Source organism: Deltaproteobacteria bacterium (genome assembly GCA_019308995.1).
GTDB lineage: Bacteria > Desulfobacterota > Desulfarculia > Adiutricales > JAFDHD01 > JAFDHD01.
The window spans coordinates 12668-38227 of sequence record JAFDHD010000003.1 but is presented as its reverse complement, the minus strand read 5'-3'; the positions used below and the strand labels follow the sequence as shown (position 1 = coordinate 38227).

Sequence of the window (25560 nt, the reverse complement as noted above, 5' to 3'; positions counted from 1 at the left end):
CGAACACTCAGGGTTAAGGCACAATCAGATTCAAGCTTAATTACCATGGGCCGTAAAAGTTACTCTTTCTGCCTGACTTTAAGGCGCTCCAGGGAGAGCCTCAGGCGAGCCTGGGCGGCTTGCTCATGGCCTGGTTTGATTTTGAGTACGCGGTCATACATCTTTATGGCGTCGGCCATCCGCCCCACCGCTTCGTAAATCTTGGCCATCTTGAACATGACATCAGTGTCTTTAGGCGTTAATTTAAGGATGGCTTCGTAATCCTGAACAGCCGAGTTCAACTTGTTCTGCTTAATATGGGCATAGGCCAGGTATTCCCGGAATTTGACGACTTGAGGCCGCATCTTGATCCACTGCCGGGCCTGGCCAGCCAAATCCTGATAATACTCCCGGCGGTCCAGATAATCAAAGATATAATCATATGACGGCTCGAATTCAGGCGCCAGACGCGTCAACTCCTTGGCCAGTCTGTATGCCTCTTTCTCCTTCTTCTGTCTCCGGTATATCTCAAAAAGATACTGCCTGGCCTCATGATCCCTGGAGTTGAGACGGACCAGCTCTTCCATATGCTTCATGGATTGATCGAGTTTGCCGACCTCAAAATATAGCACACCTAAGTTGTAGCGGACGACCTTATCTTTTGGATCCTTGGCCAGAAGAAATTCATACTCCTCAATCTGCGGCCCGACCTGCCCGCTTTTTTCCAGGACTTTGATCAGGTCGAGCCTGGCCTCAATGTGATTAGAATCGGCCGCCAGCAGCCGCCGGAACTCATCTTCAGCCTTTTCTAATTCACCCGCCGCCGCATAGGATTTTGCCAGCTTAAGCCGCGTTTTGAGATCAGCCGGATTGGCTTTAAGTGCCCTGGCCAGACTGCTGTGATAGCCAGCTATGTCTCCTTGGTTCTGATAGAGACGGGCCAGATTATAAAAAACGTTGGGGTCGGCTGTATCAATCTGGGCCGCCTCTTCATAGGCCTTGACGGCTTTTTTTGATTTCTGAGTCTGAGCATAAAGGTAGCCGAGCTTCTTCAGAATGTCCGCGCGTTGATCTTCCGGAAGTTTCGCCTTGAGTGTTTCAAAGGTCGCGATGGCCTCGTCATACTGGCGCAGGTCAACCTGGAGCTGAGCCAGTCGGTATAAATAAAGCCTGGCCTCTGGCTTGGTACTGACCTTAATCAAACGATGATATGTACTGACCAGCTTCCGGTAGTTCATGGACGTCTGGTAGACGGACAGCAGCTTTTTCAAGATATCTGCATCCGGCTTGCCGCGAATCATCTGCTCGTACATATCGGCCGCGGTTCGATAATCGCCGATCTGTTCAAGTAAAACAACCAGTTTTTTGTTGATGTCCTCGTTATCCGGATCGAGAGATAAGGCCTTACGATAAAGGGCGATGGCCTTATTAATGTCTGTCGCCCGGTCCGCCTGAGCTTCCATATCAAAGGCGGTCACCCTGACGAGGAAGATAAAGTCAGCCAGAACTTCAGGACCTTCCTTGACCTGAACAACGATTTCACGAGGCTTAGCAAAGTCCTCCCCTGGCAGAACTTCGGAAATCGTAACGGGCTCTTCAAGGGCATAGACGTCCAGTTCCTTTGAATAAAATCTCAGCTTATAATTAAAGGGGCGGTTACTGGAAAAAGAAATCCTGGCCAGAGAGTCATTTGGATGAAGGTGCATGGTCTCCCCGGGCTTGAGCACCATCTCACGGCCGTTAACTTCTACCTGCATGTATTTCACGACTGGCTTGACCGGCCAGATCCTTTCGGAAAGCACGGCCCAGTCCTGGGGATGAAACTTGAACCAAACGGCTGCGGCGCTCATGAGCATGACAAACACGAGCAAGAGAATCAGGCTGAACCGCACCGGCGGACGGTCAGCTCGGGAAAACCCTCTTGACCGATAATACCGTTTCACTCTCTCACCTCATGGGCCAAAGGCCAGCTCTGTGCCACGCCGCGGGTATAAATCTTAGATCAGCTGCAGTAAACCCTCTAGCCAAGCGCTCTGTCCTGACCCTGCCACTCTAAAGAATAATCCGAGTACGCCCTGACAATCAATATAATTTATCATAGAAGCGCTATTGACATAATCCATGAATCAGATATCTTTTAATCATCGAATTCATGCAGAGGATGAGACAAAAATGAGTCGCAAAGCCCTCCTGGTCATTGACATGCTTAACGACTTCTTAGACCCTTCCGGGGCTCTTTACTGTGGGGACGAGGCCCGGAAGATAATACCCACGGTGAAGGACCTGCTTGAAAAGCTGCGTCAGTCAGATGCTATCATCATCTTCCCCATGGACAGCCATAAGCCGGACGATAAGGAGTTCGAGATGTTTGCTCCGCATTGTATCGCCGGAACTCCTGGCGCCGCCCTAATCCCGGAACTTGAGGCCAAAGACGGAGAATATCTGGTGCCCAAAACCCGCTTCAGCGCCTTTTATGGCACAAACCTGGAAAATATTTTAAAGATGGAGGGCGTCTCCGAGGTCCATCTCAGCGGGGTCTGCACCTCCATCTGTGTGATGGAAACCGTGTCCGATCTGAGGAACCGGGATTATCCGGTTATCGTTCACGAAAAAGCCGTGGCTGATCTTGATCCAGAAAGCCACGAATTTGCGCTGAAAAGGATGAAAAATATCCTCGGCGCCCGAATCGAACCTTAGGTTCGCGGCGGACACAAGCCGCAGCGATGGCAGGACTCGAGGTCGCAGTTTGAACTGATCTTTCCAGCCCGCGCCCGATCCATCTCCTTCTGAAGATAATCCGGGAAAAAACCGCGGTCAATAAAGGACCAAGGAAAGAGTTCTTCCTTTTCCCAGGGACGGGTCACAAAGAAATCGGGATTGAAGGCGACTTCTCTTTTGGCCCGATCCAGGCTGCCTTGCGAGTGTACCAGGGCTTCAACCAGGGTGGAAACCCGCCGGTCCCCGCGAGACAGGATAGTCTGAAGATAAGCCCATTTGGGCACATCAAAGTGTATGCGCAGCCCTCTGGTTCCTTTAAGCGCATTTCGAATGAGTTTGGCTTTGGCCTTAAGCTCTCTGACCTCAGACATAGGTGCGGCCTGAAAAGGGGTGGAGGCCTTGGGGACGAAACTGCTAATGGCGAGTGTCAGTTCGGGTAAGAGCCTTCGGCCCCGAGTGGTGCGCCGGAGACGGTCCTTGATCTTTTTAACCAGGTCCACGATGGCTCGGATATCCTCATCGGTCTCGGTAGGCAGGCCGATCATGAAGTAAAGCTTGATCCTTTTTATGCCGCCTTCGGCGAGCAGCTGAGTCCCATCAAGAACCTGAAGTTCTGTTATGCCTTTGTTGATAAACTGCCGCATCCTCTCCGATCCAACCTCGGGAGCGATGGCCACGCTCTTGAGGCCCCCCTTTGCCAGGGACTCCACCAGATCCGCGGTCAGGGCGTCAACTCGCAGGGATGAAAGCGTAACTTCCCGCCCCTGATCGGTCAGGGCCTTAACAATTCCGCTTATTTCCGGGTGATCTCCCACGGCTGAACCGACCAGGCCAACACGCTCCGGGGCCGGCCCTGGCGGGCCCAGGGTCGTCAGGATGTTGTCAAAGGAGACCAGCCGCGGGGGGCGATACTCAAAGCCGGACACACAGAAGCGGCAGCCGCGCCCGCAGCCCCGGCCAGCCTCTATCAGCCGTGTTGAAGAAAATTCCGTCTGGGGAGTTAAAACTTGCGTGGTTAAGGCCGGTCGAGAAAGTTCTGGAATTCGGGCCGTGGTCACCGTTTCGGGCAGGTCCTCAGAAATGGGCTTAAAAGATTTGAGACGGCCCCGCAAGTCCAGAGCCGCCTCATAAAAGACCGGGGCATAGGCCCCGGTCATGCTCCGGGCCAGGTGCAAAAGGCGCTCTTTTTTGGGGAGGGGTTCCAATCGCACCTCGCGCCAGACCCGGAGCAGGTCCGGGACCAGGAGTTCCCCGTCGCCAATAAAAATCAGATCAAGGAACTCGGCCAGAGGTTCAGGGTTTAACCGCATGGTGACCCCGCCGGCCAGAACAAGAGGATCATTTTCCTTGCGATCTTCGCTGCGCCAGGCAAGGCCTGCCAGACTCAACATCCTAAGAATATTCGGATAATCATTCTCATAAGACAAAGAAAAGGCCACTAGCTCAAACTCTGTCACAGGCCGCTGCGATTCCAGGGAAAGGAGGGGCGTGCTAGTGCGGGCATATTCTGCGGCCAGATTTGCCTCGGGCAAAAATACTCTCTCACAAACTACATCATGGTTGGCATTGAACAGGCCATAGATCGCTTGAAAACCCAGGTTGGACATACCGGAGTAATAGGTGTTGGGAAAAGCCAAGGCGACAGGAATCCTCCCGCCCCAGTCCTTGACCACAGTCCCGCGCTCCTGATCGAGAAGTTGACGGTATTGAGTAATAATACTCCAAGCCATGCCTAAACGCCCGCCAGTGAAGTCAGTATGTCAGCTGACCGAATCAATCCGCCTGACGGCGCATGAAGGTCGGCCTCTCCAGGTCTTCTTCCGCTTCGGGGAAGACATTGTCATAATCGCTGTAGCGCGGCTGCTTGAAGGCGCTGCCAATTCCTTTGGCTGCCCGCTCACCGGCGGGGCGATCATACTCTCCCGTCCTGTCCTTGTGAACATCTTCCAGGCTGGGGATGTGTCCTCTTTCGGCCTTGGCATCTTGGATACTAAGTCTTAGCCCATCTTCCTTTTGCCCACCGATACCGGTGGCGATAACCGTGATCCGGATATTGTCACCCAGGGAATTATCCCAAGCCACACCAAAGATAACCGTAGCGTCTTCATGGATCTCCTTCTGGATATTGGTGCATGCTTCATCCACTTCATCCAGTGCGATATTATTCTCTGCGCTGGCGATATTGATGAGAAGTCCCTGAGCGCCTTTGATAGAGATATCATCCAGCAGCGGGCTTGATACGGCCTTTTCAGCCGCTACCGTGGCTCGATCCGGACCCGAAGCCGTACCGGTGCCCATCATAGCCATGCCTTTGGCAGCCATAACCGTCTGCGCATCGGCAAAATCCAGGTTGATCAAACCCGGAACTAAAATCAGGTCCGAAACTCCTCTTACCGCCTGAAGCAGGACGTCATCCGCCATTTTGAAGGCCTCTTTCAACCCGCATCCCCGGGGGGCCATGGAAATGAGACGATTGTTGGGAATGGTAATGATAGTGTCGGCAAATCCCTTGAGTTTTTCGATCCCTTCCTCAGCCTGGCGAAGCCTTTTCTTGCCTTCGAAATGAAAGGGCTTGGTAACCACCGCCACAGTTAGGGGTGACGGTTCCATATTCTTGAGGACCTCAGCCACCACTGGCGCGCCTCCCGTCCCGGTGCCGCCGCCCATGCCGGCCGTGATGAACACCATATCAGAGGCGCTCAAGATCTCCCGGATCTTGTCCACGTCCTCCAGGGCGGCGTCCCTTCCGATTTCAGGGTTAGCGCCGCATCCGAGCCCCTTGGTCAAATTCTGCCCTAGCTGCAATTTCGCAGGAGCGCTGTTGTTTTCCAGAACCTGAAGGTCTGTGTTGGCCGCTATGAAGCCCACACCGGCCAGGCCTGATGTGATCATATTATTGATCGCATTATTGCCAGCACCGCCAATACCAATCACCTTAATTCTCGCCATGTTTTGGTTTTCTACAAACTCAAAATCCATAATTTACCCTCCCCTGTTATACCTGGTTATATTACTTCCTTGAACCATCTCTTCATCCGGGAGGATACCCGGTTGAAGAGATTTCTCTGCCGAATACGGAAGAACTTCTCAACCTTCTCTTTCTCCTGCTTAACCCCATAGAGAACAAGGCCCACGGCCGTGGCAAATTGAGGGCTGTTGACCACATCTCTCAGCCCGCCTACCTCCATGGGATAACCCCGGCGGACCGGAAGATTAAAGACCTGTTCAGCCACTTCAGGCACCCCTTCCAGCATGGCCGAACCACCGGTTACCACCAGCCCGGCGGTGACCTCGTCTTCATATCCAGACCGGAGCATTTCCCGGTTGATCAGTGTAAAGATCTCCTCCACCCGCGGCTCGAGAATCTCCCCTAGTATTTGCCGCGAAACGGTATTGTTTTTCTGCCCCCCGACACTGACCACCTCAATGACTTCATCACTCTTGATCATACTGGTCAAACAGCAGCCATACTTCCTCTTTACTTCCTCAGCATTCTTCAAGGGGGTGCGCAGACCAATGGCAATGTCATTGGTCAAATTCTGCCCGCCGAGCGCCAGAACCGCTGTATGTCTGATGCTGTTCTGAGAAAAAATAGCCAGGTCCGTGGTTCCCCCGCCAAAGTCCAGTAAGGCCACCCCGAGCGTCCTTTCTTCCGGGGAAAGAACGGCCTCGGAAGAAGCCAGAGGCTCCAGTACGATGTCGCAGACATCCAACCCGGCACTGTGAGCGCAGCGGATGATATTCTGAGCCGAGGTAACCGCTCCGGTGACAATATGGACCTTGGCCTCCAGGCGCACCCCGGCCATCCCCAGGGGGTCCATGATGCCGCCCTGATCATCAACGATGTATTCTTGAGGGATAGTATGGATCACCTCGCGATCCATGGGGATGGCCACTGCGCCGGCCGCCTCCAAGACCCGCTCGATATCCTGGCTGGCAACCTCACGGTTCTTGACGGCGATGACCCCGTGTGAGTTGAAGCCTTTAATATGTCCCCCCGCTATGCCAGCGTAAACACTGGAGATCTCGCAGCCAGCCATCAATTCCGCCTCTTCGACCGCTCGCTTGATGGAATTAACCGTATTCTCGATATTGACCACCACTCCCTTGCGCAAACCCACGGAAGGATGCATGCCGATGCCCACAATATCAACTCCGGTAACGCTTACTTCACCAACGACACAGCAAATCTTTACCGTGCCGATGTCCAGCCCGACGATAAGTTGCTCTTTCAAGGTGATCCACCCCCTTTCCAAGAGGTATCCGACTTCCGACCGAAACCTGTCATGGTTCCGGAAGGACGCTTGTTCTGATGCATTTTCTCCCCCTTTAATTTCATCAGCTTTTTACGGTACGGCGGATGATGACCCGCGGACCGCATTCCAGGTTCACATAAACCAGTCCTTGCTCATGCCCCCTGATCTTGAGATAGGCTAGGACCCGGCCGAGGCGTCTGAATTTTATTTGATAATCGCCGAACCCTACCCTGACCTCGAGCTTGGGCTCCCGCGTAAAAAGGGTCAGTCCTCGAACCGAATCAAAGCTGATTTCAGCGATATTCTCCAGACGAAATCGGTCGTTTCTCTCCCCCACGACGACCAGGAACTGAAAGACATCCTGAAGCTCCTGATGAACTGACTCCGGTCGCTTTACGAAATCCATCCGCGAGAATCCGGCAATAATCGGAAGAACGATTTTGTCTTCAGGGTTGACCTTCTGAAAGGGAGTCCCAGATCTGTCCAGATAGTAAAGCTCTCCGAGGCGGATCAGCGCCATGGGCCGGCGTTCCTCAACCTCAATAATGATCGTATCGGGCATCTTTCGAGCCAGATTGACGTCACTAATCCATGGATGGCTCCGAAGATTTTCAGCCATGTTCCTCAACTTCAAGGCCAGGATATTAACCGGCTTATCCAGGCCGGTCAGATCAAGGACCTCTTTCTGGCTGACCTGGTTCAAATCCTTTAGAATCACCTTCTTGACCTGGAAGTAAGACGAATGGACTACCTGGTGGTAGCCCAGGATCAGGATGAAAGAAATAGCCCCCACTGCAGCCAGGCCGAAAGAGACGGCGGAAACAATCTTTCCGAGCCTCCAGAGGCCGATGAAAAACCTGGCGACCGGATGTTGAGACGTTATGCTTTTAGCCTTCCGGCCATTGTACTGGTTGGCTCGGTATCGGCCGAAAAAGTCAAATCCTGTCTGGGTGCGTTTCATCCTGACTCGACCTCCCTGTCCACACCCACTATCTTGATCTCAGGCTCGAGATCCACCCCGAACCTCTTCCTCACCTCACCCCGCACCTGATTAATCAGCTCAATGACATCGCTGGCCCTGGCCTCCCCCTGGTGAACGATGAAGTTAGCGTGCTTCTCGGAGACCCAGGCCTTGCCTACACTCAGGCCCTTAAGTCCGGCCTTATCAATTAATTTGCCAGCAGGTTCAGCAGGCGGGTTCTTGAAGATGGAACCGGCGCTCCTTACCCCAGTCGGCTGAACCGCCCAACGACGCTCCAAACACTCCTGGATTTTGGCCTTAACCTGATCCGGTGTGGATCGGGTCAGGTTAAAAAAGGCCTTGAGAATGATGGACCCCTCACGCAGGTCAAGGCGTCTGTAGGTGGCGCGGATCTGGCTTCGAGGCCGCTCTTCGACGCGGCCATCCGGGTTCAGGATTTCCAGCCTGGACACGGACCCAACGATTTCGCCGCCAAAGGCCCCGGCGTTCATGGCCAGAGCGCCGCCGACTGTCCCGGGAATACCGGCCAAGAATTCCAGACCTGAAATACCTTCCTCCTGAACCAGATTAATGAGGCGAGCCAGAGGTACGGCTGCACCGGCCTCGACTAGGACTTGATCGCCTTCGACTTTAAAAACCGCAAGCTTTGAAAAATCGGGGCCCAGCTTGACGACCATACCGGGAAAACCTCCATCCCGAAAAAGAACATTGCTCCCGGCTGCGAGCAAAAAAACGGGCCAGCGCCTGCTTTGCGCCAGCTTGAGAACTTCAGTCAATTCTGAGACTGAATCCGGTTCCACCAGCGCCCCGGCTGTCCCGCCAAGGCCAAAGGTCGTCAAAGGGGCCAGAGGCACGTCGAACCTCACATGACCCGGCGCCAGCTGACTCAGCTTCATCTTATCTTCCTGCCTCATCCTTGAGTAACCTCAGGATTTCATCACTGGTGCGGGAGATGCTGCCCGCTCCCAGCGTCAGGACCACGTCACCAGAGTTCAGGCCGGACACGACCACGGCCGCCAGCCTGTCCAGGTCCGGCTCAAAGAGCGCCTCCCGATATCCATGGGCGCGAATAGATTCAAACAGCGCCAGCCCGGTTATCCCCGTGATTGGTTTTTCACCGGCCGCATAGATCTCTGTTAGAATGACCCGGTCGGCCTGGTTAAAGGCCGTCGTAAACTCCTCAAACAAGGCGCTGGTCCGGGAGTACCGATGCGGCTGGAAGACGACCACGGCCCGACGATTCGGATAGCATGCTTTCAGGGTCGCCAGCGTGGTCCTGATTTCCGTGGGATGATGACCGTAGTCGTCAATGACCACGACGCCGCCTGCTTCGCCCTTAATCTCGAAGCGACGATGAATGACCCCCACCTGATCCATCCCCGTGGCGATGGCCTCAAATGGAACTTCCAGCTCCAGACTCACTCCAGCGGCGGCCAGGGAGTTGAGAACGTTATGCCGACCGGGCAGGCTCAGAGCAATCCGGCCCAGGTGTTCACCTTTGAAAACAAGCTCATAACTACTGCGATGGCCCTGGGAAACGAGATCAACGGCCCGAATGTCGGCCTGGGCGGAGAAGCCGTAAGTCAGATAGCGCTTCTTGAGCCTGGGAATCAGGCTCTGGACATTGGCGTCATCCAGGCAGAGTACAGCCGCGCCATAAAACGGCACGCGGTTGGCAAAGGCCAAGAAGGTCTCTTTGAGATGATCCAGGTCCTGATAATAATCCAGATGCTCCAGGTCAATGTTGGTTACGACCGCTATGGTTGGCGAAAGGAGGAGAAAAGACCCGTCGCTCTCGTCTGCCTCGGCCACCAGAAAATCGCCGCTACCCAGCCGCGCGCTGGAGCCAATGCTGGCCAGCTTGCCTCCAATAACCAGTGTCGGGTCCAGAGCGGCTGCCTCAAAGATGGTCCCAATGAGGGAGGTGGTGGTGGTCTTGCCATGGGAACCGGCCACGGCCACGGCGTATTTTAAGCGCATCAATTCAGCCAGCATTTCAGCTCGAGGAATAACCGGAATAAACTCACGCCGTGCAGCCTGGACCTCGGGATTGTCTTCGCTCACGGCAGAAGAAACCACGACCACGTCCGCCCCCGCCACATTCTCAGGTCGGTGTTCATAATTGATCTCAGCCTTCAAAGCAGCCAGGCTGCGGGTTCTCTCAGACTCCTTCAGGTCAGAGCCGCTGACACGGTGACCCAGATTGATCAAGACCTCGGCAATGCCGCTCATGCCGATGCCGCCGATGCCCACAAAGTGGATGTGCTGTTTCTTGTTAAACATATCTCAGCGGGCCTTGCGGCCTCCCTTCCTGCTTCCGAGGTATCTCATGCAAATGTCATAAATCTCACGCGCCGCAAAAGGCCTGGCCGACTTTTGGGCCTGCTGCCCCATCCTTTTCAGCCTTGCCCGATCGTCCATAAAACCGGTCAGCTTCTGAGCCAGTAATTCCGGGGTCAGGTCCCCCTGCCTGATCATCTCGGCTCCCCCGGCCTCAACCAGAGACAAGGCGTTGATCTCCTGGTGGTTCTTGATCGCAGTCGGTAAAGGAATGAAGATGGCCGGCCGACCCAGGGTCGTCACTTCGGCCACCGTGAGGGCCCCGGCCCGGCACACGACCAGATCCGCTTTCCGGTAAGCCTGCCCCATGTCATGGATGAAGGGATGGACCTCTGCCTCGAGTCCCATGGCGTCATAAGCGCGGTGGATATATTCATAATCCGCCGTACCGGTCTGGTGGACGATGGAGAGAGCCGCCCGCTTCTCGGTCAGCACGCGCATAGATTCGATCACGGCTACATTGATGGCGTGAGCTCCCTGGCTTCCGCCGACAACCAGCAGGCTGAAGCCGTTTGGTTTATTTTCTTCCTCGACTTCGCCCAGCCGCGCTATCTCCTGCCGGACTGGATTACCAGTCAGATAGGTCTTGTCCGGCGGGAAGAACTTCCGGGTGGAGTCAAAGCTGATGAAGATCAAGTCGGCCAGGCGGCCCAGGAATCGAGTGGTCACTCCCGGAATGGAGTTCTGTTCGTGAACGGCCGTGGGGAAGCCCAAGGTTCGGCCGGTAAGACCTACCGGCCCTGAAGCATAGCCGCCGAGGCAAAAAAGGAGGTCCGGCCTGAAACTCAGGAGAATATACGCGGACTGGATTAGACCGACAGGCACTTGAGCCAGTGAAAGAAAACGGGCCGGGAAGGACTTGCCCATGAATCCTGAGGCAATGATTTTACGAACGGCCAGGCCGCGTGGACCGAGGACTTCCTTTTCCACCGGACGGCCAGTGCCCACGAAAAGGACCTCTATCTCCGCCCGGCGCTGCATGAATTCTTCGGCCACAGCTACTGCCGGGAAAAGATGCCCGCCTGTTCCGCCTCCGGCCATGAGCAGCCTAAACATCGGTTCCCCTCACCCTTTTCCCCTGAGAAGCCACGTTCATCATGATCCCGACGCAGCAGAAGCTCATAATCAAGGAAGAGCCCCCATAACTGAAAAAAGGCAGAGCCATTCCCTTGGTCGGTAAAAGCCCGGTCACAACATACATGTTCAGGAAGGCCTGAACTCCGATAATCAAAGTCAGCCCTAAGGCCAGATAGGTCCCCTCCAGTTCATAGGCGTTCAAGGCGATGACGATGCCTCTCCAGATCAAGCACAGAAAAAGGAGAGAAAGAGCCACTACCCCGATAAAACCCAGTTCCTCACCGACTACGGAAAAAATGAAATCGGTGTGAGGTTCGGGCAGAAAAAACAGCTTCTGACGGCCCGCTCCAGGCCCGACTCCTGTCAGCCCGCCCAGACCAAAGGCGTAAAAGGAATGAATAATGTGATAACCGGCGTCCAAGGGGTCGTCCCAAGGGGCGATGTAAGCGAAAATCCTTTTGAGCTGATAACCGTGCCGCATGATGAAAAAGGCGATCACCGGAACAGACAGACCGAGCAGGGAGAGAAGGTACGAAACACGAACTCCAGCCACGAATAACAAGATCATGGTAATGATGACCAGGGTGATAGCAGTGCCCAAGTCCGGTTCGACCACGATCAATCCGGCCAGTATCCCTAAAATGATTAAATGAGGCGCCAGCCCATAGGCAAAACTCTTGACCTTGTCCCTTTTAGCCGCGAGTGAAGAGGCAAGAAAGGTCACCAGGGCGAACTTGGCGAACTCCGATGGCTGTCCAGAGAATATGCCCAGGCGCAACCAGCGGGAAGCCCCGCTGACTTTATGCCCCACCCCGGGAACGAAAACCAGGACCAGACCGATGACAGCCAGCAGGAGCCAGAAATACGAGAGGCGGCAGAAGAACTGGTAGGGAATGTTTTTCAAGATCAGCATCAAGGCCAGGCCGCCAAGCATATAAAACACTTGCGGCTTGAAGAAGAAGTAAACGTCGTTGAAACGCTTTTCCGCGATAAAGGAGCTGGCGGAGAGGACCATGACCAAACCTCCGCCTACCAGGACCAGTGTGGTCAGCAATAGAATATAATCCCATTGCCCGGCTGTTTTCTTCTCAACCATCAAGCGTCCCCGCGCCGGACCAGATCAGTAAAGACCCGGCCCCGGTGAGCATAGTCAGTGAACATGTCAAAACTGGCGCAGCCCGGTGAAAGAAGAACCACCTCTCCGGGTTTCGCTTTCTTCCTGGCCAAGGCGACCGCCTCAGCCATGTCCCGGGCAAAACAGGAATCACCTGTGCCTTTTAGGGCTTGAGCCATCTTCTTTCGAGCCTCACCCAGGAGAATCATGAACCGGACCTTCCCCCGGACTGCCGGACGAAGCAAAGTGAAGTCGCTGTCCTTGTCCCGCCCTCCGGCAATGAGGATAACCGGCTCGCTGAAACCTTCCACAGACCTGATAACCGCTCCGACATTCGTGGCCTTGGAATCGTTGTAGTAACGCACGCCGCCATACCGACCGATGAATTCAACCCGGTGAGGCAACCCCTGAAAGCGCGCCGCAGCCTCAAGGGTGGTCTCTGTTTCGATTCCCAAAGCCCAGGCTGCCAGCAAGGCAGCCATGACGTTTTCATGATTATGGCTGCCCGTTAGGCTCAGCTCTTCAAGCGGCAGCTCCCCGAGCGGGCGGCCGCCTTGAGCCAGGACGATCTTTCCCTCTTTAATAAAGGCCCCGTTTCCAAGCTCATGCCTGCGGCTGAACATAAGGCGTCTGGCCCGGGTCCTTATCGCGGCGACCTGATCATCGTCTGCGTTCAAAATCGCCGTGTCATCCGTAGTCTGACGAGAAAAAAGGCGGGCCTTGGCTTCGGCATAGGCGCTAAAATGAACATGACGATCCAGATGGTCCGGCGTCAGGTTCAGGTGCAGGGCTACCTTCGGGTGGAATGATTCCACACCTTCCAGTTGAAAACTGGAAACCTCAACCACGGCCAGATCGAACTTCTCTCTGCTGTTGACGGCATTCATGAGCGGGTTCCCGATGTTTCCACCGACAAAGACCCTCCTGCCAGCCGCCTGCAGTATTTCGCCGATGAGGGCGGTCGTGGTGGACTTGCCATTAGTGCCGGTGACTGCGATGAGAGGCGCGGTAACATAAAATGAAGCAAACTCCAGCTCCCCTATGACGGGCACACCCTTGGCCAAAGCCATTTGAAGCGGCTGGATCGTCGGCGGCACGCCCGGGCTGACCACAATCAAGTCCGCTTCCAGGAAGGTCTCATTCTGGTGACCTCCCAGTTCCAGGACCGCGCCCCTCGTGGCCAGGGTCTTGATCTGTTCGTCCAATCTTTCGGCAGGCAAAATATCGGTGGCCACCACTTCTGAACCCTGGCTGAGCAGAAACTCGGCCACGGCCAGTCCGGTCCGGGCCAGGCCTACCACCACCACCCGCCGGCCGGCCAGATCCGATGCAGTCTCTATTTGGAGTTCAACCATCACAAGTTACGACCTCGCGCTATGAGCAAGCGTTCATACAGATAGCAGACTCGCCGTGATAAACTCGGCGGCAGGCCCAGGTCAAGAAAACGGCAGTAAAGATGCAACGGGTTGAAGAAATGTTGACAGAACAGACGAATTCCCTTGACCATTGATCCCTCTACCTCAGCTTCAAGGTGCTGATGGCAATCAGACTCAAAATTGCGGCAATGATCCAGAACCTGACAATAACCTTGGGCTCAGCCCAACCCTTGAGCTCAAAGTGATGATGCACCGGAGCCATGCGGAAGATCCGCTTGCCGTTAGTGGCCTTGAAAAACCCAACCTGCATAATGACCGAGATCGTTTCGATGACAAAAATGCCGCCGACTAAAATAAGCAGTAATTCCTGTTTCACCAGCAATGCCACCGTACCAAGCAAAGCCCCCAAAGGCAGAGCACCGACATCGCCCATGAAGATTTGAGCCGGATAGGTGTTGAACCACAGGAAGCCGATACTTGCCCCGGCCAGAGCCCCGCAGAGGACTGTGACCTCGCCGACGCCAGGAGAAAATGGTATCTGCAGATACTCTGCGATCTTCACGTGCCCGGCGAGATAAGAAAAAATCAGGTAAGTGCCCATGGCGATCAGGAAAGGCCCGATGGCCAGCCCATCAAGTCCGTCGGTCAGGTTGACGGCGTTAGAGGCGCCGACGATAACCAGAACCGCAAGCAGTACATAACCCAGACCCAAGTCGGGCTGAACTCCTTTGAAAAAGGGAACGGCGAACCGGGTATCATAATCAGGATAAAGATAGAGGAAGATCCCCACACCCAGCGCGACAACAACCTGCCAGAAAATCTTAGACCGCACGGAAAGGCCCCTGTTGTTCTTGCGGCGGAGCATGAGGAAATCGTCTAAAAAGCCGATCAATCCAAAAGCGAGCGCCACGAAGATCAAAAGCCAGATATAGATATTGGTCAGATCGGCCCAAAGCAGGCCGGCCACAAGGGATGAAAATAAAATAAAGACCCCGCCCATGGTTGGGGTTCCGGCCTTGTTCTGGTGGGCGGCCGGGCCATCCTCCTGAATGTACTGGCGGATCTGATATTGTTTGACCTTCCGAATAAACCAGGGAGCGATGATGAAACTGATCAGAAGGGCGGTCATGGAGGCATAAATGGTCCTGAAGGTGATATAACGAAAGACGTTAAAAACCGGGAGAACGGTATGGAGCGGATAGAGGATATGATAGATCACCCCTGGCCTCCTTCCTGCCTTTCAAGACAGCTGACAATTCTTTCCAGGTGCATGCCTCGGGACCCCTTGATTAGCACTCGGTCCAGGGGGCGTAATTCGGCCTTGAGCCAAAGACCGGCCTGGTCTTGATCTTCAAACCAGTGCAGTCTGTCCCTGGACAAACCAGTCCGGCGGGCCGAGCCGATGAGAACCTTGGCCAGCGGACCGACTCCGACCAGCAGGTCCAAACCGGTTTCTGCCGCCACTCGACCTATCCGGGCATGTTCGGCTTCGCTCTCGGCTCCCAGCTCGAACATATCTCCCAATACGGCCACCGCCCGTCCCCGGCCTTTCAGGCGCTTGAGCACGGACAGGGCCGCCTCGACCGAGACCGGATTGGCATTGTACGTGTCATCCAGGAGGTAAATCGGTCCGGATAGCCGTTTCAGCTCCAATCTCCCGGGAAAAGGCTTCATCCCGGACAGGGCGTCTCGAATTCGAGCCGGCGTAACTCCCATGGACAGGGACACTGCCGCTGCAGCCAAGGCGTTGCTGATATTATGCCGACCGTACAGTGGAAGCCTGACCGTTACTGATCCTTTGGGGGTCACCAATTCGAAGCCGGAGCCCTTAAGGCCTCGATGCTTGAGTTTTCGAGCCTGCACCTCGGCCTGGCGGCTGAAACCAAAAGACAAACGCGGCCCGCTGTAAGTCCCGGCGATCCGGACTACCAGGGGGTCATCCAGGTTGACCAGCGCCACGGCCCCGTTTTTCAACCCATCATAAAGCTCACCCTTGGCACGAGCCACTCCTTCAAGACCGCCCAACCCTTCGAGGTGAGCCGGGGCAATGCTGGTCACCAGGGCTACGTCCGGGTCGGCGATTTCCGTCAGGCGGCTGATCTCTCCAAACCTGTTCGTACCCATTTCCAGAACGGCCACCTGGTGCTCCGGCCTGAGGTTAAACAGGGTCAGCGGCAGACCGATCAGGTTATTGAAGTTAGCCGACGCCGCCAGGACGTTGAATGACTGTTTTAAAATCCTGACCGTCATCTCTCTGGTGGTGGTCTTACCATTGGAGCCGGTTATGGCAACAACCTTGAGGGTCTGACGCCGCCTGAGGTAAGCCGCCAGGTCTCCCAGAGCCCGCAGGGTGTCAGGTACTCTCAGCATTAGGCGGCCCTTCAGCTCCCCATGCCGATTAACCACAGCCGCCGCCGCTCCTTTATCAAAAGCCTGCTTCAGATAATCATGCCCGTTAAATCGCTCGCCTTTCAGGGCCACGAATAGTTCACCGCCTTTTAGATTCCTGGTATCCGTACTCACGCCGGGAAAAGTAAGCCGGGCATAGTTTGCCTCAGACTCAAGCCTCAGAGCCTGCGCCACCTCGGCAAGGGTGAGACTGAACCCGCTCAAGTCTTGCCTTCCATTTTCAAGGCCATCAAGGCTTCCTCTCGATCATCGAAGTGAATCTTCTCCCGGCCCATGATCTGGTAACTTTCGTGACCCTTACCGGCCACGAGCAGGATATCTCCAGAACGCATCAGACGAACACCGAGCTGCAGCGCCTTCCGCCTGTCCGGAATGATTGCATAAGAACCCGGGGGATAGCTGCTATTGGTTTCGCCGGGTTCCCAGCGGTGAAGATCCAAACCGAGCAGCCCGGGTTCGATCTGTTTAATGATGGCCGCCGGGTCTTCGGTCCGGGGGTTGTCGTTTGTGACGACGGCCAGATCGGACAGCCTTCCGGCGGCCCGGCCCATGTGGTGCCGCTTGGATTTATCACGATCCCCACCGCAGCCGAAAACAGTGAACAATCTTCCCGGAGCCAGCTCCCGAGCGGATTCCAGGGCCTTGATCAGGGCTTCCGTGGTGTGAGCATAGTCAACCAGGACCAGGAAATCGTCATTATGGCCGATCCTCTCCAGCCGGCCGGGCACGCTCGCTATTGACTCCAGACCGGCCGCAATATGCTCCATCTCGATCCCTAAAGCCAAAGCTGCACCCGAGGCAGCCAGAAGATTATAGAGATTAAAACTGCCAAGCAGGTGAGTATGAACCTCAAGCTCACCGGCCGGGATGACAAGCTGCGCCGAGAGGGCCAGACGATCATTTTTAATTTCTCGGGCCGTCAGGTCCGCCTCCGATTCTATGGCAAAGGTGATGACCTCAGGACCCATCTCAGCGGCCATCTTCCGGCCCCATTCATCATCCACGTTGATGACGGCTCTGGGTCCGCCATCCAGGTGCACGCCGGTTAAAAACTCGTAAAACAGGCGCCGTTTGGCCTCATAATAGGAAGTCATGTCCCGGTGGTAATCGAGGTGGTCCCGGCCAAGGTTGGTAAAGACGCCGACATCGAACTCACAGCCAGCGACGCGGGACAGCGCCAGGGCGTGGGAGGAGACCTCAAATACAGTGTGCGTCACGCCATGCTGCACCATCTCGTGGAGGTATTTCTGTAAATCTACACCCTCGGGAGTGGTGATAACAGACGGCCGTTCCTTTCCGGCGTAACTGATTTTGATCGTTCCCATAAGCCCGGTGGCTTGACCGGCCTGCTTCAGGATTGATTCGAGCAAAAAGGCCGTGGTCGTCTTGCCTTTGGTCCCGGTAATCCCGATCATGACAAGCTTCTCGGCGGGATGTCCATAAAATTCGGCCGCGGCCAGAGCCATACCTCGCCTGGTATCTGAAACCATAATCACAGGCACTCCGGGGTCCTGGCTCAGTGGCTCGTCAACCATAATCGCCATCGCTCCGGCCTTCACCGCTTCCTTCACATAACGACGTCCATCATCGAGATGACCCTTGACAGCGATAAAAAGAGACCCTGGCGTTACAGCCCGGGAATCATAGGCGACTGATGAAACCTCTGTCTCCGGATCACCGTTAAAATCTATAATTTCATTGGCAGTTATGAGCTTTTTCAGTTTCATGGCTCTAACTCGAACCCATTCCGATTTAACCATGAGGCGTTAAGCCGGTCCACCGCGAGAGATCAGTCGGCCTGGACGATACTTCAGCCCCGGGATGCGACACCCGGACCGGAGTGTGGACATGAGTAATGCCTGACATGGGTTTGGTGTTTGAGGATTTGTTTCCCGGGCTTAAGCTGAGGAACGGTTTCCTTTGAGCCGATACCCTTACTTTCTTTTTCGTTTCAAGAGAACTGGTCAACACCGACGGTCTGGACCGGGGAGCTACATTTAAGATCGGCAGGACCTTCTCACCAATCTCTTTAAAGGCCGGAGCCGCAACCAAGCCGCCGAAGAATTTGGGCCAGGGCTCATCCAGGACAACCAGGATGGCCAGTTCCGGATCGTCGTAAGGCATAAAGCCCACGAAAGAACTGACAAATTTCCGTTTGGAATACCTGCGGGTGGACAGGTCCAGCTTCTGAGCGGTACCGGTCTTGCCCGCGGCCGGGTAGCCATCAGGCTCAGCCAGGGTCCCTGTACCTCCCTCTTCAACCACCAGCCTCAGCATCTCCCGAACTTCCCTGGCTGTCTGTTCCGAAACGACCCGACGAACAATTTGAGGTCCATATCTTTTGATCACTTTTCCAGAAGAATCAATGATCTTGGAAACAATGAATGGACGCATGAGCAAGCCGTCGTTAGCCAGGGCGGACATGGCCATGACCAGTTGGATGGCCGTAATGGAAATTCCCTGTCCAAAGGCGATATTGGCGGCGTCAATCTCCGTCCATTTATCGTAAGGCCGGACAAGGCCCCCCGACTCACCGGGCAGGTCAATTCCTGTCCTGGAGCCAAAACCGAACCGGCTGAGATAGCGGTAGAAACGATCCGAACCCAGCGTCTGGCCGATCTTGACCGCCCCGATATTCGAGGAATACTTGACGATTTTATTAACCGTGAGCCAGCCGTAGGCTCGTGAATCGTGAATCAGACGGGAGCCCACGGTCATAAAGCCGTTCCCGCAGTTAAACCGATCAAGCGGCGTGACGGCGCCCTCTTCCAGAGCGGCTGCCACCAGGAAGATCTTGAAGGTCGAACCCGGATCGAACATGTCCGTCAGTGCTATATTGCGCCAATGCCTGGGCTTGTAACGGCGGTAAGCGTTAGGGTTGTATGCCGGAGCTACAGCCAGGGCTAAAACTTCACCCGTCCGGGGCCGAACAACGATAGAAATTCCATAGCTGGCGTTGTAGTCTTTCATGGCACGGCCAAGGGCCTTTTCAACCACGAACTGAATGTGCCTGTCTATGGTCAAGGTCAGGCTGGCCCCCTTGACACAGGGCCGACTCCGGGAAAGCCGATCCTGAAAGGTGCGGCCCAGGGCGTCACGCATGACCGGCAGGGAGGTCGCCTCACCCCGAAAATAATCGTCATAGGCCACTTCCAGACCTTCCAGACCCTGAGCGTCCACACCGACAAACCCCAAGACATGTGCGGCCAGGCCGAGATTGGGATAAAACCGTTTGCTTTCCTTGATAAACCCGATTCCTTTTACTTCAAGAGCCCTGACCGCAGCCGCTTCGTCCGGATCAACTTGCCGTTTCACCCAGACAAAATGAGCCTTACTGCTCAGCTTCTTTAAAATAAAATCCCGATTAAGATCCAGAATACGAGCTAATTGAGTTGCAAGGGCGGCCGGGTTATCAAGCCTGATCGGTTCCGCATAGATCGAATCCACCTTAAGACTCACGGCCAACTTTTCCCCGTGTCTGTCAAAAATATCCCCCCGAATAGGAACAAGCTTGATTTTCCGGAGATACTCCTGTTCGGCAATGCCAACCAACCGATCCCGGTTATGAATCTGAAGACCGGCCGCCCGCCAGATCAGACCACCCCACGCCAGCAGAAAGGCGCAAAAAACCAGCACAATCCTGAACCTGGTCCATCTGGCTTGAAACGGTTTCATTCCACAACCACAACCTGCTCCGGCCTGGGAGCCACCAGACCGAGCTTTTTTTTGGCCAGGCGCTCCAGACGATCCAGGGAGGTCAGGTTGGCCAACTCCACCCTGAGCTTCCGGTTCAGGTCAATGAGCTTCAATTGCTGCTGGTTGAGCCTGGTGATATCGTAGCCAATCTGGACCGCCTGGTGATTAATCCAGACGAAAGCAAAAGCAAAGACGGTTATTAAAAACCCCACCGAAAGGGCGAGGAAAAGCCGGTAGCCCTTGGCCCAGAAAGAAACCGCTTTTTTCCGATTTCCTTTCCGGATCGTAACGGAGCCGCCTCTGGCCTGCTGTAAAGCGCCGGTTGACATTCAAACGCCTCAAACACGCTCACCAGCCCGAAGTTTGGCGCTCCTGGCTCTGGGATTGCGGGCGATCTCCTCGGGTGTGGGTCTAATTGGTTTTTTATACAGCCTCGTCAAATATGCCTCCCCCTCCCGAGCTCGCTTCGGTTGAACAAGCGCTCTCTTGACAAGACGATCTTCCAAAGAATGAAAACTGATGACCACCAACCGCCCGCCCGCTTTTATCAGTTGCGGTGCCAGGGCGAGGAACTTTTCCAGATGTTCTAATTCATTGTTAACGGCGAGGCGCAGGGCCAGGAAGGTGCGGGTGGCTGGATGAATACGGGTTCGGCCTCCCGGCCTGGCAAAAGATTTTCGGACCTCTTCGGCCAGTCTGAACGAAGTGATCAACGGTCTCTTTTCCCGGGCACGAACGATGTTCCGGGCGATACGGCGAGAATTCCTCTCCTCTCCATACCGGAAGATCAGGTCGGCCAAGGCCTTTTCCGAAAGCCGGTTGACTAAAACCGACGCCGGTTCTCCCGAAGTGGGATCCATGCGCATGTCCAATTTCTCATCCCGCAGAAAAGAGAACCCACGGTTCGCTTCCTCGAGCTGATAAGAACTTACGCCTAAATCAAGGATAATGCCGTCCACGGCCCCCCATCCAAGTTTGGTCTGGATCATGTCCAGCCGGGAGAAATTCCCATGATACAACGTTAAATTAGATGCGGCAGGCTTGAGCACCTCCTCGAGATAGCTGATAGCGTCCGGATCCCGGTCCAGACCCAAGAGACGGCCCTTGGGTCCAATACGCTCCAGGATCAACCGGGCGTGCCCCCCCCCACCAATCGTTCCATCTATATACTGACCACCCTCCTCGACACTCAGGGCGGACATCGTTTCCAAAGGCATCACTGGAAGATGACTGTAATTCATGTGCAATCATATCCTGATCTCTTCAGACTCATAAAACTCCTGGGCCAGGGTTTGCGGAACCTCGCCCTGCTCAAAGGCTTTATAACGTTCCTGGTCCCAGATCTCAAACTTCTGCAACGCGCCCACGGCCACGATATGTTTTTTTAAACCAGCTTTTTCACGCAATGTCGGCGGAATTAAGATACGACCCATCTTGTCCAGGGTGCATTCATGAGCGTTCCCGATGAAGTTACGAACAAAGGCGTCTTTCTGAGGGCTGGATTTCGTGCGCCTGATCTGTTCCTCGATCTCCTCCCAGTCCTCCTGAGGATAAGCCCAGAGACACTCGCCGGTCATCCCCCAGGTGATAACGAGCTGTTTCCCGTGTCCATCATCCGGGATCAAATCCCTGAACCGCGTCGGGACGGACATCCGGCCCTTGGGATCAATCGTGTGTTGAAAATTGCCTTTGAACATTGATCATACCTTGGGGGCAAGGTCCCCCTCTCTGCCAACTTTTTCCACTCTGTGCCTTTAATGAACCACTTTATGCCTCTTTTCCCCACCTGTCAAGGAAAAAATTCACTGAACCTTTAGAAATTATTAAATTTTTTGCTGAAAATTAAACTACGATATATAGGAGATATAATGCATCAAACCACAACATCATGTATAGATGTGTCAAAAATGAAGCAAAAAGAGGGGGGTATGACTTACTGAAGGAAGATATTTACGGGCCTTACTGGCGGCGATAACGTCGCTGATAAAGATTTACCGCCCGGTTATGCTCAGTCAAAGTAGTAGAAAAATGGTGTGTCCCATCATTTTTCGAGACAAAATAGAAGTAATTGACATTAGCCGGTTCCAGGACGGCCTTGAGACTGGCCTCGCCGGGGTTCGCAATAGGCCCGGGAGGCAAGGCCTTGATCTGGTAGGTGTTATAAGGGGTATAGGCTTCGAGGTGTCTGCGCGTCAGGTTTCCATCAAAATCCTTGAGACCATAAATTACGGTCGGGTCGCTTTGCAACCGCATGCCCTTCTTGAGGCGGTTGAGGAATACGGCTGCAATGAGGGGCCTTTCAGACCCATCTCCGGTTTCTTTCTCCACGATAGAAGCCAGAGTAACGATCTCATGCCGGGTCATGCCCGTAGTTTGCGCCTGGGCTTCATAGCGGCTCCAGACCTCCCAAAATCTGTCTACCATGGCCCGGATGATATCTGAGGCAGAAGCTCCGGCAGTAAAATAGTAGGTCTCAGGGAAAAGGTAACCTTCCAGGCTTTGGACATCGAGCCCCAAGGAGGCGATGAATTCAGTGTTGTTGAACAGGCTGAACAGCTTGTCCTCCCCGGCCAACCCGGCCCTGGAGACCATCACTGCAATTTGAGCCATGGTCAGGCCTTCAGCCAGGGTCAGCCGGTGCATCTTCAACCGGCCTTTGATCAGGCTTTCTATGATTTCCGAGGTGTTAAAACTGGGATCAAGCAGATGCTCACCAGCCCGAAGTCTGGGGCCCGCCTTTTTCCAGGCCACCAGGTAACGGAAGGCCTTGGCCGAGCGAATCACCTTCGCCTCCTCCAGCAGCCTCCCCATCTCGCCTGGCGTTGCCCCTTTGGGGATAGTCACAAGCACCTGCTTCTTGTTGCTCGAAACCGGGGACAGGAGGAGATTCACCTGGTACCACGCCAGACCGGATGTTGCCAGCAGTATGATCAGGCTTATTATCCCGGCCCAAAGCAGGAAGCGGCGCATCTGGAATTCCTCCGATAATCAAGAAAAAACATTCAGGGAATCGAGATATCCTTGCAGGATGTAAGCCGCGGCCACCTTGTCGCGAACCTCTTTCCGCTTCTTGCGGCTCACGTCGGCCTCGATCAGGACACGTTCCACGGCCGCTGTTGAAAAGCGTTCATCCCAGGTCAGGACTTCCAGACCCTGGATGGTCTTGAGCGCTTCAGCCAGAGACAAGGCCGCCTCAGCTGCAGGTCCCAGAGTTCCATCCATGCGCCGGGGCAGACCGACGACGATTCTCTCGACCTTATGTTCAGCCACCAGTTTCTGAATCCCGGCCAGGAGCTGTTCCTGGCTGTCCCAGGTCAGGGTGGTTAAGCCCGAGGCGATCATACCCAGTTCATCGCTTAAGGCTACTCCGACCCGCTTGGACCCGGGATCTAAACCCATAATCTTCAAAAAACCCTCCCTGCGGGCGCCTTCATAACGGGCCCGGCCGCCTGGAAAAGGATTGACATTGATTTTTCTAACACCTCAGCGTCTCCTTGGCAAGTGACTTGCCAATTCCCTCTTGACCCCCTATATCTTGGAATTATAATAAAATCAAAGATCAGAAGTCAGAAGATCATACATTAAGGGAGTCCAACGGGCATGACTAAACCCATTATTCTTGGTACGGCCGGGCATATTGACCATGGCAAGACCAGCCTGATTTACGCCCTGACCGGTATTGACACCGATCGGCTTAAGGAAGAAAAAGCTCGCGGAATTACCATTGAACTGGGCTTTGCTCACCTGAACCTGCCAAACGGCCAGCTGGTGGGGATTGTTGATGTCCCAGGCCATGAAAGGTTTGTCAAGCACATGGTCGCCGGGGCCACGGGCATTGATCTGGTCGCCCTGGTCATCGCCGCTGATGAGGGCGTCATGCCTCAAACCAGAGAGCACATGGACATCTGTCAGCTTCTAGGGATAGATCACGGCCTGATTGTCCTGAGCAAAGTGGACCTGGCTGATGAAGAATGGCTCCAGTTGGTGGAGGAGGATATCCGTGAATTCGTGAGCAATACTTTCCTGGAAAATGCACCCTTGGTCTATTTTTCTGCGGTAAACGGTCAGGGAGCCGACCAAGTCTTGGCTGCCATTTCCCAGGTAGTGCCTCGGGTGAAAGAACGGCAGGCGGGCAGTCTGTTCAGGATGCCTCTGGACCGGGTCTTTACCATGAAGGGCTTCGGCACGGTAGTCACAGGCACGGCCGTCTCCGGCACCTTGTCGCTGGGAGACACGGTTATGATCTATCCCGGTCAAAAGACGAGCAAGGTCAGGGGACTTCAGGTTCATAACCAGAGCGTTTCTCAGGTCAGCGCTGGTCTGAGAACGGCCATCAACCTCCAGGGGCTCAATCGGAACGAGGTTCAAAGAGGCCAGGTCCTGGCTCATCCGAATACCCTGCGCACGAGCCGGAGGATGGATGTGTGGGTTCAGTACCTGTCTGGCAATGAGAAACCTCTCAAGAACAGGACCAGAGTGCGCTTTCACCTGGGCACCGCCGAAATCCTGGGTATCCTCCTTCTTCTTGACACCGAAGAACTGGTCCCTGGTCAGTCTGGAATGGCTCAAATCCAACTGGAGCAGGAAGCGGCGGCCCTCTCCGGGGACCGATTCGTGATGCGCAGTTACTCCCCGATCCAGACGATTGCCGGTGGCGAGATCTTGCATCCCCATGCCTCGCGCCATAAACGCTTCCAGGATCCCATCCTGGAAAATCTGGCCACATTGAAAAAACGTGACCCGGTGGAGAGCCTCAAGAGTCTTATTGATGGTACGGGAACAAAGGGAATATCAGAGCAGGACCTGGCCGCTTTGATTGATCTTCCAGCGAAAAAAATCAAAACGGCCCTTGATCAGATTTTGTCTCAACAGGAAGCCATTGTCTATGACAAGACCCAAGGCAATATGATGAGTCGGACGGCCTTTGACGGGTTGACCGGTCAGGTCTTGAACATACTAAAAGGCTACCATGAAGAGTTTCCTTTACGTCCGGGACTAAACAAGGAAGAACTGAAAACTCGCGTCCCACCCCTCGCGGACAACAAACTCCTGACCTTTGTCCTGGATCACCTGCTCCAGAGCGGGGCGGTGGGCGTTGACCGGGACGAGATTCATCTGGCTGGCCATCTTCCGAGTTTGGCCGAAGAACATCAGGAGATAGAAACCCGGTTATTAAAGGCGTACCAGGAGACCGGCCTCACCCCGCCCTTTTACAAAGATGTCTCCCGCAGCCTCCCCGGTACGCCGGATCAGCGGAAGGAGGTCCTGGAATTGTTGCTGAAAAGAGGCCTCCTGGTAAGGGTTAAGGCAGACCTTTTTTTCCATCGCAAGGCAATCGTAAAGGCGCGGGAACAGCTCTTGACTCATTTTCAACGCCACAAAGAACTAACCACGCCGCAGTTCAAAGAGATAACCGGTCTTACCCGCAAGTACCTCATCCCCCTGCTTGAGTATTTTGACGCTCAGGGACTAACCATGCGCGTGGGTGACACCCGGATCCTGCGCAAGGAAGGCAGGCAGTGACTGGTAAGCGCTGGCAGGGATTATGCGGCGGGCCAGCGGACCAGGATTTTTTGACCGGACCGCGATTTCATGTTATCTTTATAAATTCAG

The 25560-nt window shown here is 54.7% G+C and carries 21 protein-coding genes; 2 read left to right on the top strand and 19 right to left on the bottom strand.

The features are described from left to right. Window positions 1–59: 59 nt before the first annotated feature. Window positions 60–1922, bottom strand: coding sequence for a tetratricopeptide repeat protein (locus JRI95_01345; protein ID MBW2060187.1), 1863 nt, complete (start codon window positions 1920–1922; stop codon window positions 60–62). Window positions 1923–2151: 229 nt separating this feature from the next. Between JRI95_01345 and JRI95_01340 the strand changes: the two genes are divergently transcribed. Then, on the top strand, window positions 2152–2676 hold the full coding sequence (locus JRI95_01340; protein ID MBW2060186.1) for a cysteine hydrolase: 525 nt from the start codon (window positions 2152–2154) through the stop codon (window positions 2674–2676). On the opposite strand, the gene JRI95_01335 is transcribed toward JRI95_01340, so the two are convergent. From JRI95_01335 to ruvX, 18 genes are all read right to left on the bottom strand, one after another. Beyond that, the gene (locus JRI95_01335; protein ID MBW2060185.1) at window positions 2673–4427 is read right to left on the bottom strand and encodes a radical SAM protein; all 1755 of its coding nucleotides are present in this window, start codon (window positions 4425–4427) and stop codon (window positions 2673–2675) included. The genes JRI95_01340 and JRI95_01335 overlap by 4 nt on opposite strands. Window positions 4428–4470: 43 nt before the next feature. Beyond that, window positions 4471–5676 (bottom strand): cell division protein FtsZ, encoded by a 1206-nt coding sequence (gene ftsZ / locus JRI95_01330; GenBank protein MBW2060184.1) that lies wholly within the window; start codon window positions 5674–5676, stop codon window positions 4471–4473. Between the two features lie 26 nt (window positions 5677–5702). Beyond that, on the bottom strand, window positions 5703–6932 hold the full coding sequence (gene ftsA / locus JRI95_01325; GenBank protein ID MBW2060183.1) for a cell division protein FtsA: 1230 nt from the start codon (window positions 6930–6932) through the stop codon (window positions 5703–5705). A gap of 103 nt (window positions 6933–7035) precedes the next feature. Continuing rightward, a complete protein-coding gene (locus JRI95_01320) occupies window positions 7036–7914 on the bottom strand; it encodes an FtsQ-type POTRA domain-containing protein (GenBank protein MBW2060182.1) in 879 nt (292 codons plus the stop codon). Continuing rightward, window positions 7911–8831: a UDP-N-acetylmuramate dehydrogenase gene (murB, locus tag JRI95_01315; GenBank protein MBW2060181.1), complete on the bottom strand. Its 921-nt coding sequence runs from the start codon at window positions 8829–8831 to the stop codon at window positions 7911–7913. The genes JRI95_01320 and murB overlap by 4 nt, the downstream gene beginning before the upstream one ends. Window position 8832: 1 nt before the next feature. Continuing rightward, the gene (locus JRI95_01310) at window positions 8833–10218 is read right to left on the bottom strand and encodes a UDP-N-acetylmuramate--L-alanine ligase (GenBank protein ID MBW2060180.1); all 1386 of its coding nucleotides are present in this window, start codon (window positions 10216–10218) and stop codon (window positions 8833–8835) included. A 3-nt stretch (window positions 10219–10221) separates the two neighbouring features. After that, window positions 10222–11331, bottom strand: a complete 1110-nt coding sequence (gene murG / locus JRI95_01305) for an undecaprenyldiphospho-muramoylpentapeptide beta-N-acetylglucosaminyltransferase (GenBank protein MBW2060179.1) — start codon at window positions 11329–11331, stop codon at window positions 10222–10224. Continuing rightward, complete coding sequence (gene ftsW / locus JRI95_01300) at window positions 11324–12448, bottom strand: putative lipid II flippase FtsW (GenBank protein MBW2060178.1); 1125 nt, start codon at window positions 12446–12448, stop codon at window positions 11324–11326. The genes murG and ftsW overlap by 8 nt, the downstream gene beginning before the upstream one ends. Beyond that, window positions 12448–13821, bottom strand: coding sequence for a UDP-N-acetylmuramoyl-L-alanine--D-glutamate ligase (murD, locus tag JRI95_01295; GenBank protein ID MBW2060177.1), 1374 nt, complete (start codon window positions 13819–13821; stop codon window positions 12448–12450). Before murD ends, ftsW begins: the two co-directional genes overlap by 1 nt. Window positions 13822–13981: 160 nt before the next feature. Beyond that, the gene (locus JRI95_01290) at window positions 13982–15061 is read right to left on the bottom strand and encodes a phospho-N-acetylmuramoyl-pentapeptide-transferase (GenBank protein ID MBW2060176.1); all 1080 of its coding nucleotides are present in this window, start codon (window positions 15059–15061) and stop codon (window positions 13982–13984) included. Then, window positions 15058–16455, bottom strand: coding sequence for a UDP-N-acetylmuramoyl-tripeptide--D-alanyl-D-alanine ligase (locus tag JRI95_01285; protein MBW2060175.1), 1398 nt, complete (start codon window positions 16453–16455; stop codon window positions 15058–15060). Before JRI95_01285 ends, JRI95_01290 begins: the two co-directional genes overlap by 4 nt. Continuing rightward, the gene (locus tag JRI95_01280) at window positions 16452–17978 is read right to left on the bottom strand and encodes a UDP-N-acetylmuramoyl-L-alanyl-D-glutamate--2,6-diaminopimelate ligase (protein MBW2060174.1); all 1527 of its coding nucleotides are present in this window, start codon (window positions 17976–17978) and stop codon (window positions 16452–16454) included. Before JRI95_01280 ends, JRI95_01285 begins: the two co-directional genes overlap by 4 nt. 25 nt (window positions 17979–18003) lie before the next feature. Beyond that, the gene (locus tag JRI95_01275) at window positions 18004–19926 is read right to left on the bottom strand and encodes a penicillin-binding protein 2 (protein MBW2060173.1); all 1923 of its coding nucleotides are present in this window, start codon (window positions 19924–19926) and stop codon (window positions 18004–18006) included. Next, window positions 19923–20276: a cell division protein FtsL gene (gene ftsL, locus JRI95_01270; GenBank protein MBW2060172.1), complete on the bottom strand. Its 354-nt coding sequence runs from the start codon at window positions 20274–20276 to the stop codon at window positions 19923–19925. Before ftsL ends, JRI95_01275 begins: the two co-directional genes overlap by 4 nt. Window positions 20277–20285: 9 nt before the next feature. Continuing rightward, complete coding sequence (gene rsmH / locus JRI95_01265) at window positions 20286–21194, bottom strand: 16S rRNA (cytosine(1402)-N(4))-methyltransferase RsmH (GenBank protein ID MBW2060171.1); 909 nt, start codon at window positions 21192–21194, stop codon at window positions 20286–20288. Then, the gene (gene mraZ, locus JRI95_01260; GenBank protein ID MBW2060170.1) at window positions 21195–21644 is read right to left on the bottom strand and encodes a division/cell wall cluster transcriptional repressor MraZ; all 450 of its coding nucleotides are present in this window, start codon (window positions 21642–21644) and stop codon (window positions 21195–21197) included. A 262-nt stretch (window positions 21645–21906) separates the two neighbouring features. Beyond that, complete coding sequence (gene mltG, locus JRI95_01255; GenBank protein ID MBW2060169.1) at window positions 21907–22917, bottom strand: endolytic transglycosylase MltG; 1011 nt, start codon at window positions 22915–22917, stop codon at window positions 21907–21909. Window positions 22918–22935: 18 nt separating this feature from the next. Continuing rightward, on the bottom strand, window positions 22936–23355 hold the full coding sequence (gene ruvX / locus JRI95_01250) for a Holliday junction resolvase RuvX (GenBank protein MBW2060168.1): 420 nt from the start codon (window positions 23353–23355) through the stop codon (window positions 22936–22938). Between the two features lie 192 nt (window positions 23356–23547). On the opposite strand from ruvX, the gene selB reads away from it, so the two are divergent. Further along, the gene (gene selB, locus JRI95_01245) at window positions 23548–25470 is read left to right on the top strand and encodes a selenocysteine-specific translation elongation factor (GenBank protein MBW2060167.1); all 1923 of its coding nucleotides are present in this window, start codon (window positions 23548–23550) and stop codon (window positions 25468–25470) included. The last annotated feature ends 90 nt before the right edge of the window (window positions 25471–25560 follow it).

Coding starts and splice junctions, on each gene's coding strand:
- ftsW (MBW2060178.1), bottom strand. CDS start 12,448: ATGGTTGAGAAGAAAACAGCCGGGCAATGGGATTATATTCTATTGCTG.
- JRI95_01335 (MBW2060185.1), bottom strand. CDS start 4,427: ATGGCTTGGAGTATTATTACTCAATACCGTCAACTTCTCGATCAGGAG.
- JRI95_01320 (MBW2060182.1), bottom strand. CDS start 7,914: ATGAAACGCACCCAGACAGGATTTGACTTTTTCGGCCGATACCGAGCC.
- JRI95_01340 (MBW2060186.1), top strand. CDS start 2,152: ATGAGTCGCAAAGCCCTCCTGGTCATTGACATGCTTAACGACTTCTTA.
- murB (MBW2060181.1), bottom strand. CDS start 8,831: ATGAAGCTGAGTCAGCTGGCGCCGGGTCATGTGAGGTTCGACGTGCCT.
- mltG (MBW2060169.1), bottom strand. CDS start 22,917: ATGCGCCGCTTCCTGCTTTGGGCCGGGATAATAAGCCTGATCATACTG.
- JRI95_01310 (MBW2060180.1), bottom strand. CDS start 10,218: ATGTTTAACAAGAAACAGCACATCCACTTTGTGGGCATCGGCGGCATC.
- mraZ (MBW2060170.1), bottom strand. CDS start 21,644: ATGTTCAAAGGCAATTTTCAACACACGATTGATCCCAAGGGCCGGATG.
- murD (MBW2060177.1), bottom strand. CDS start 13,821: ATGGTTGAACTCCAAATAGAGACTGCATCGGATCTGGCCGGCCGGCGG.
- selB (MBW2060167.1), top strand. CDS start 23,548: ATGACTAAACCCATTATTCTTGGTACGGCCGGGCATATTGACCATGGC.
- JRI95_01280 (MBW2060174.1), bottom strand. CDS start 17,978: ATGAAACTGAAAAAGCTCATAACTGCCAATGAAATTATAGATTTTAAC.
- ftsZ (MBW2060184.1), bottom strand. CDS start 5,676: ATGGATTTTGAGTTTGTAGAAAACCAAAACATGGCGAGAATTAAGGTG.
- murG (MBW2060179.1), bottom strand. CDS start 11,331: ATGTTTAGGCTGCTCATGGCCGGAGGCGGAACAGGCGGGCATCTTTTC.
- ftsL (MBW2060172.1), bottom strand. CDS start 20,276: ATGTCAACCGGCGCTTTACAGCAGGCCAGAGGCGGCTCCGTTACGATC.
- JRI95_01275 (MBW2060173.1), bottom strand. CDS start 19,926: ATGAAACCGTTTCAAGCCAGATGGACCAGGTTCAGGATTGTGCTGGTT.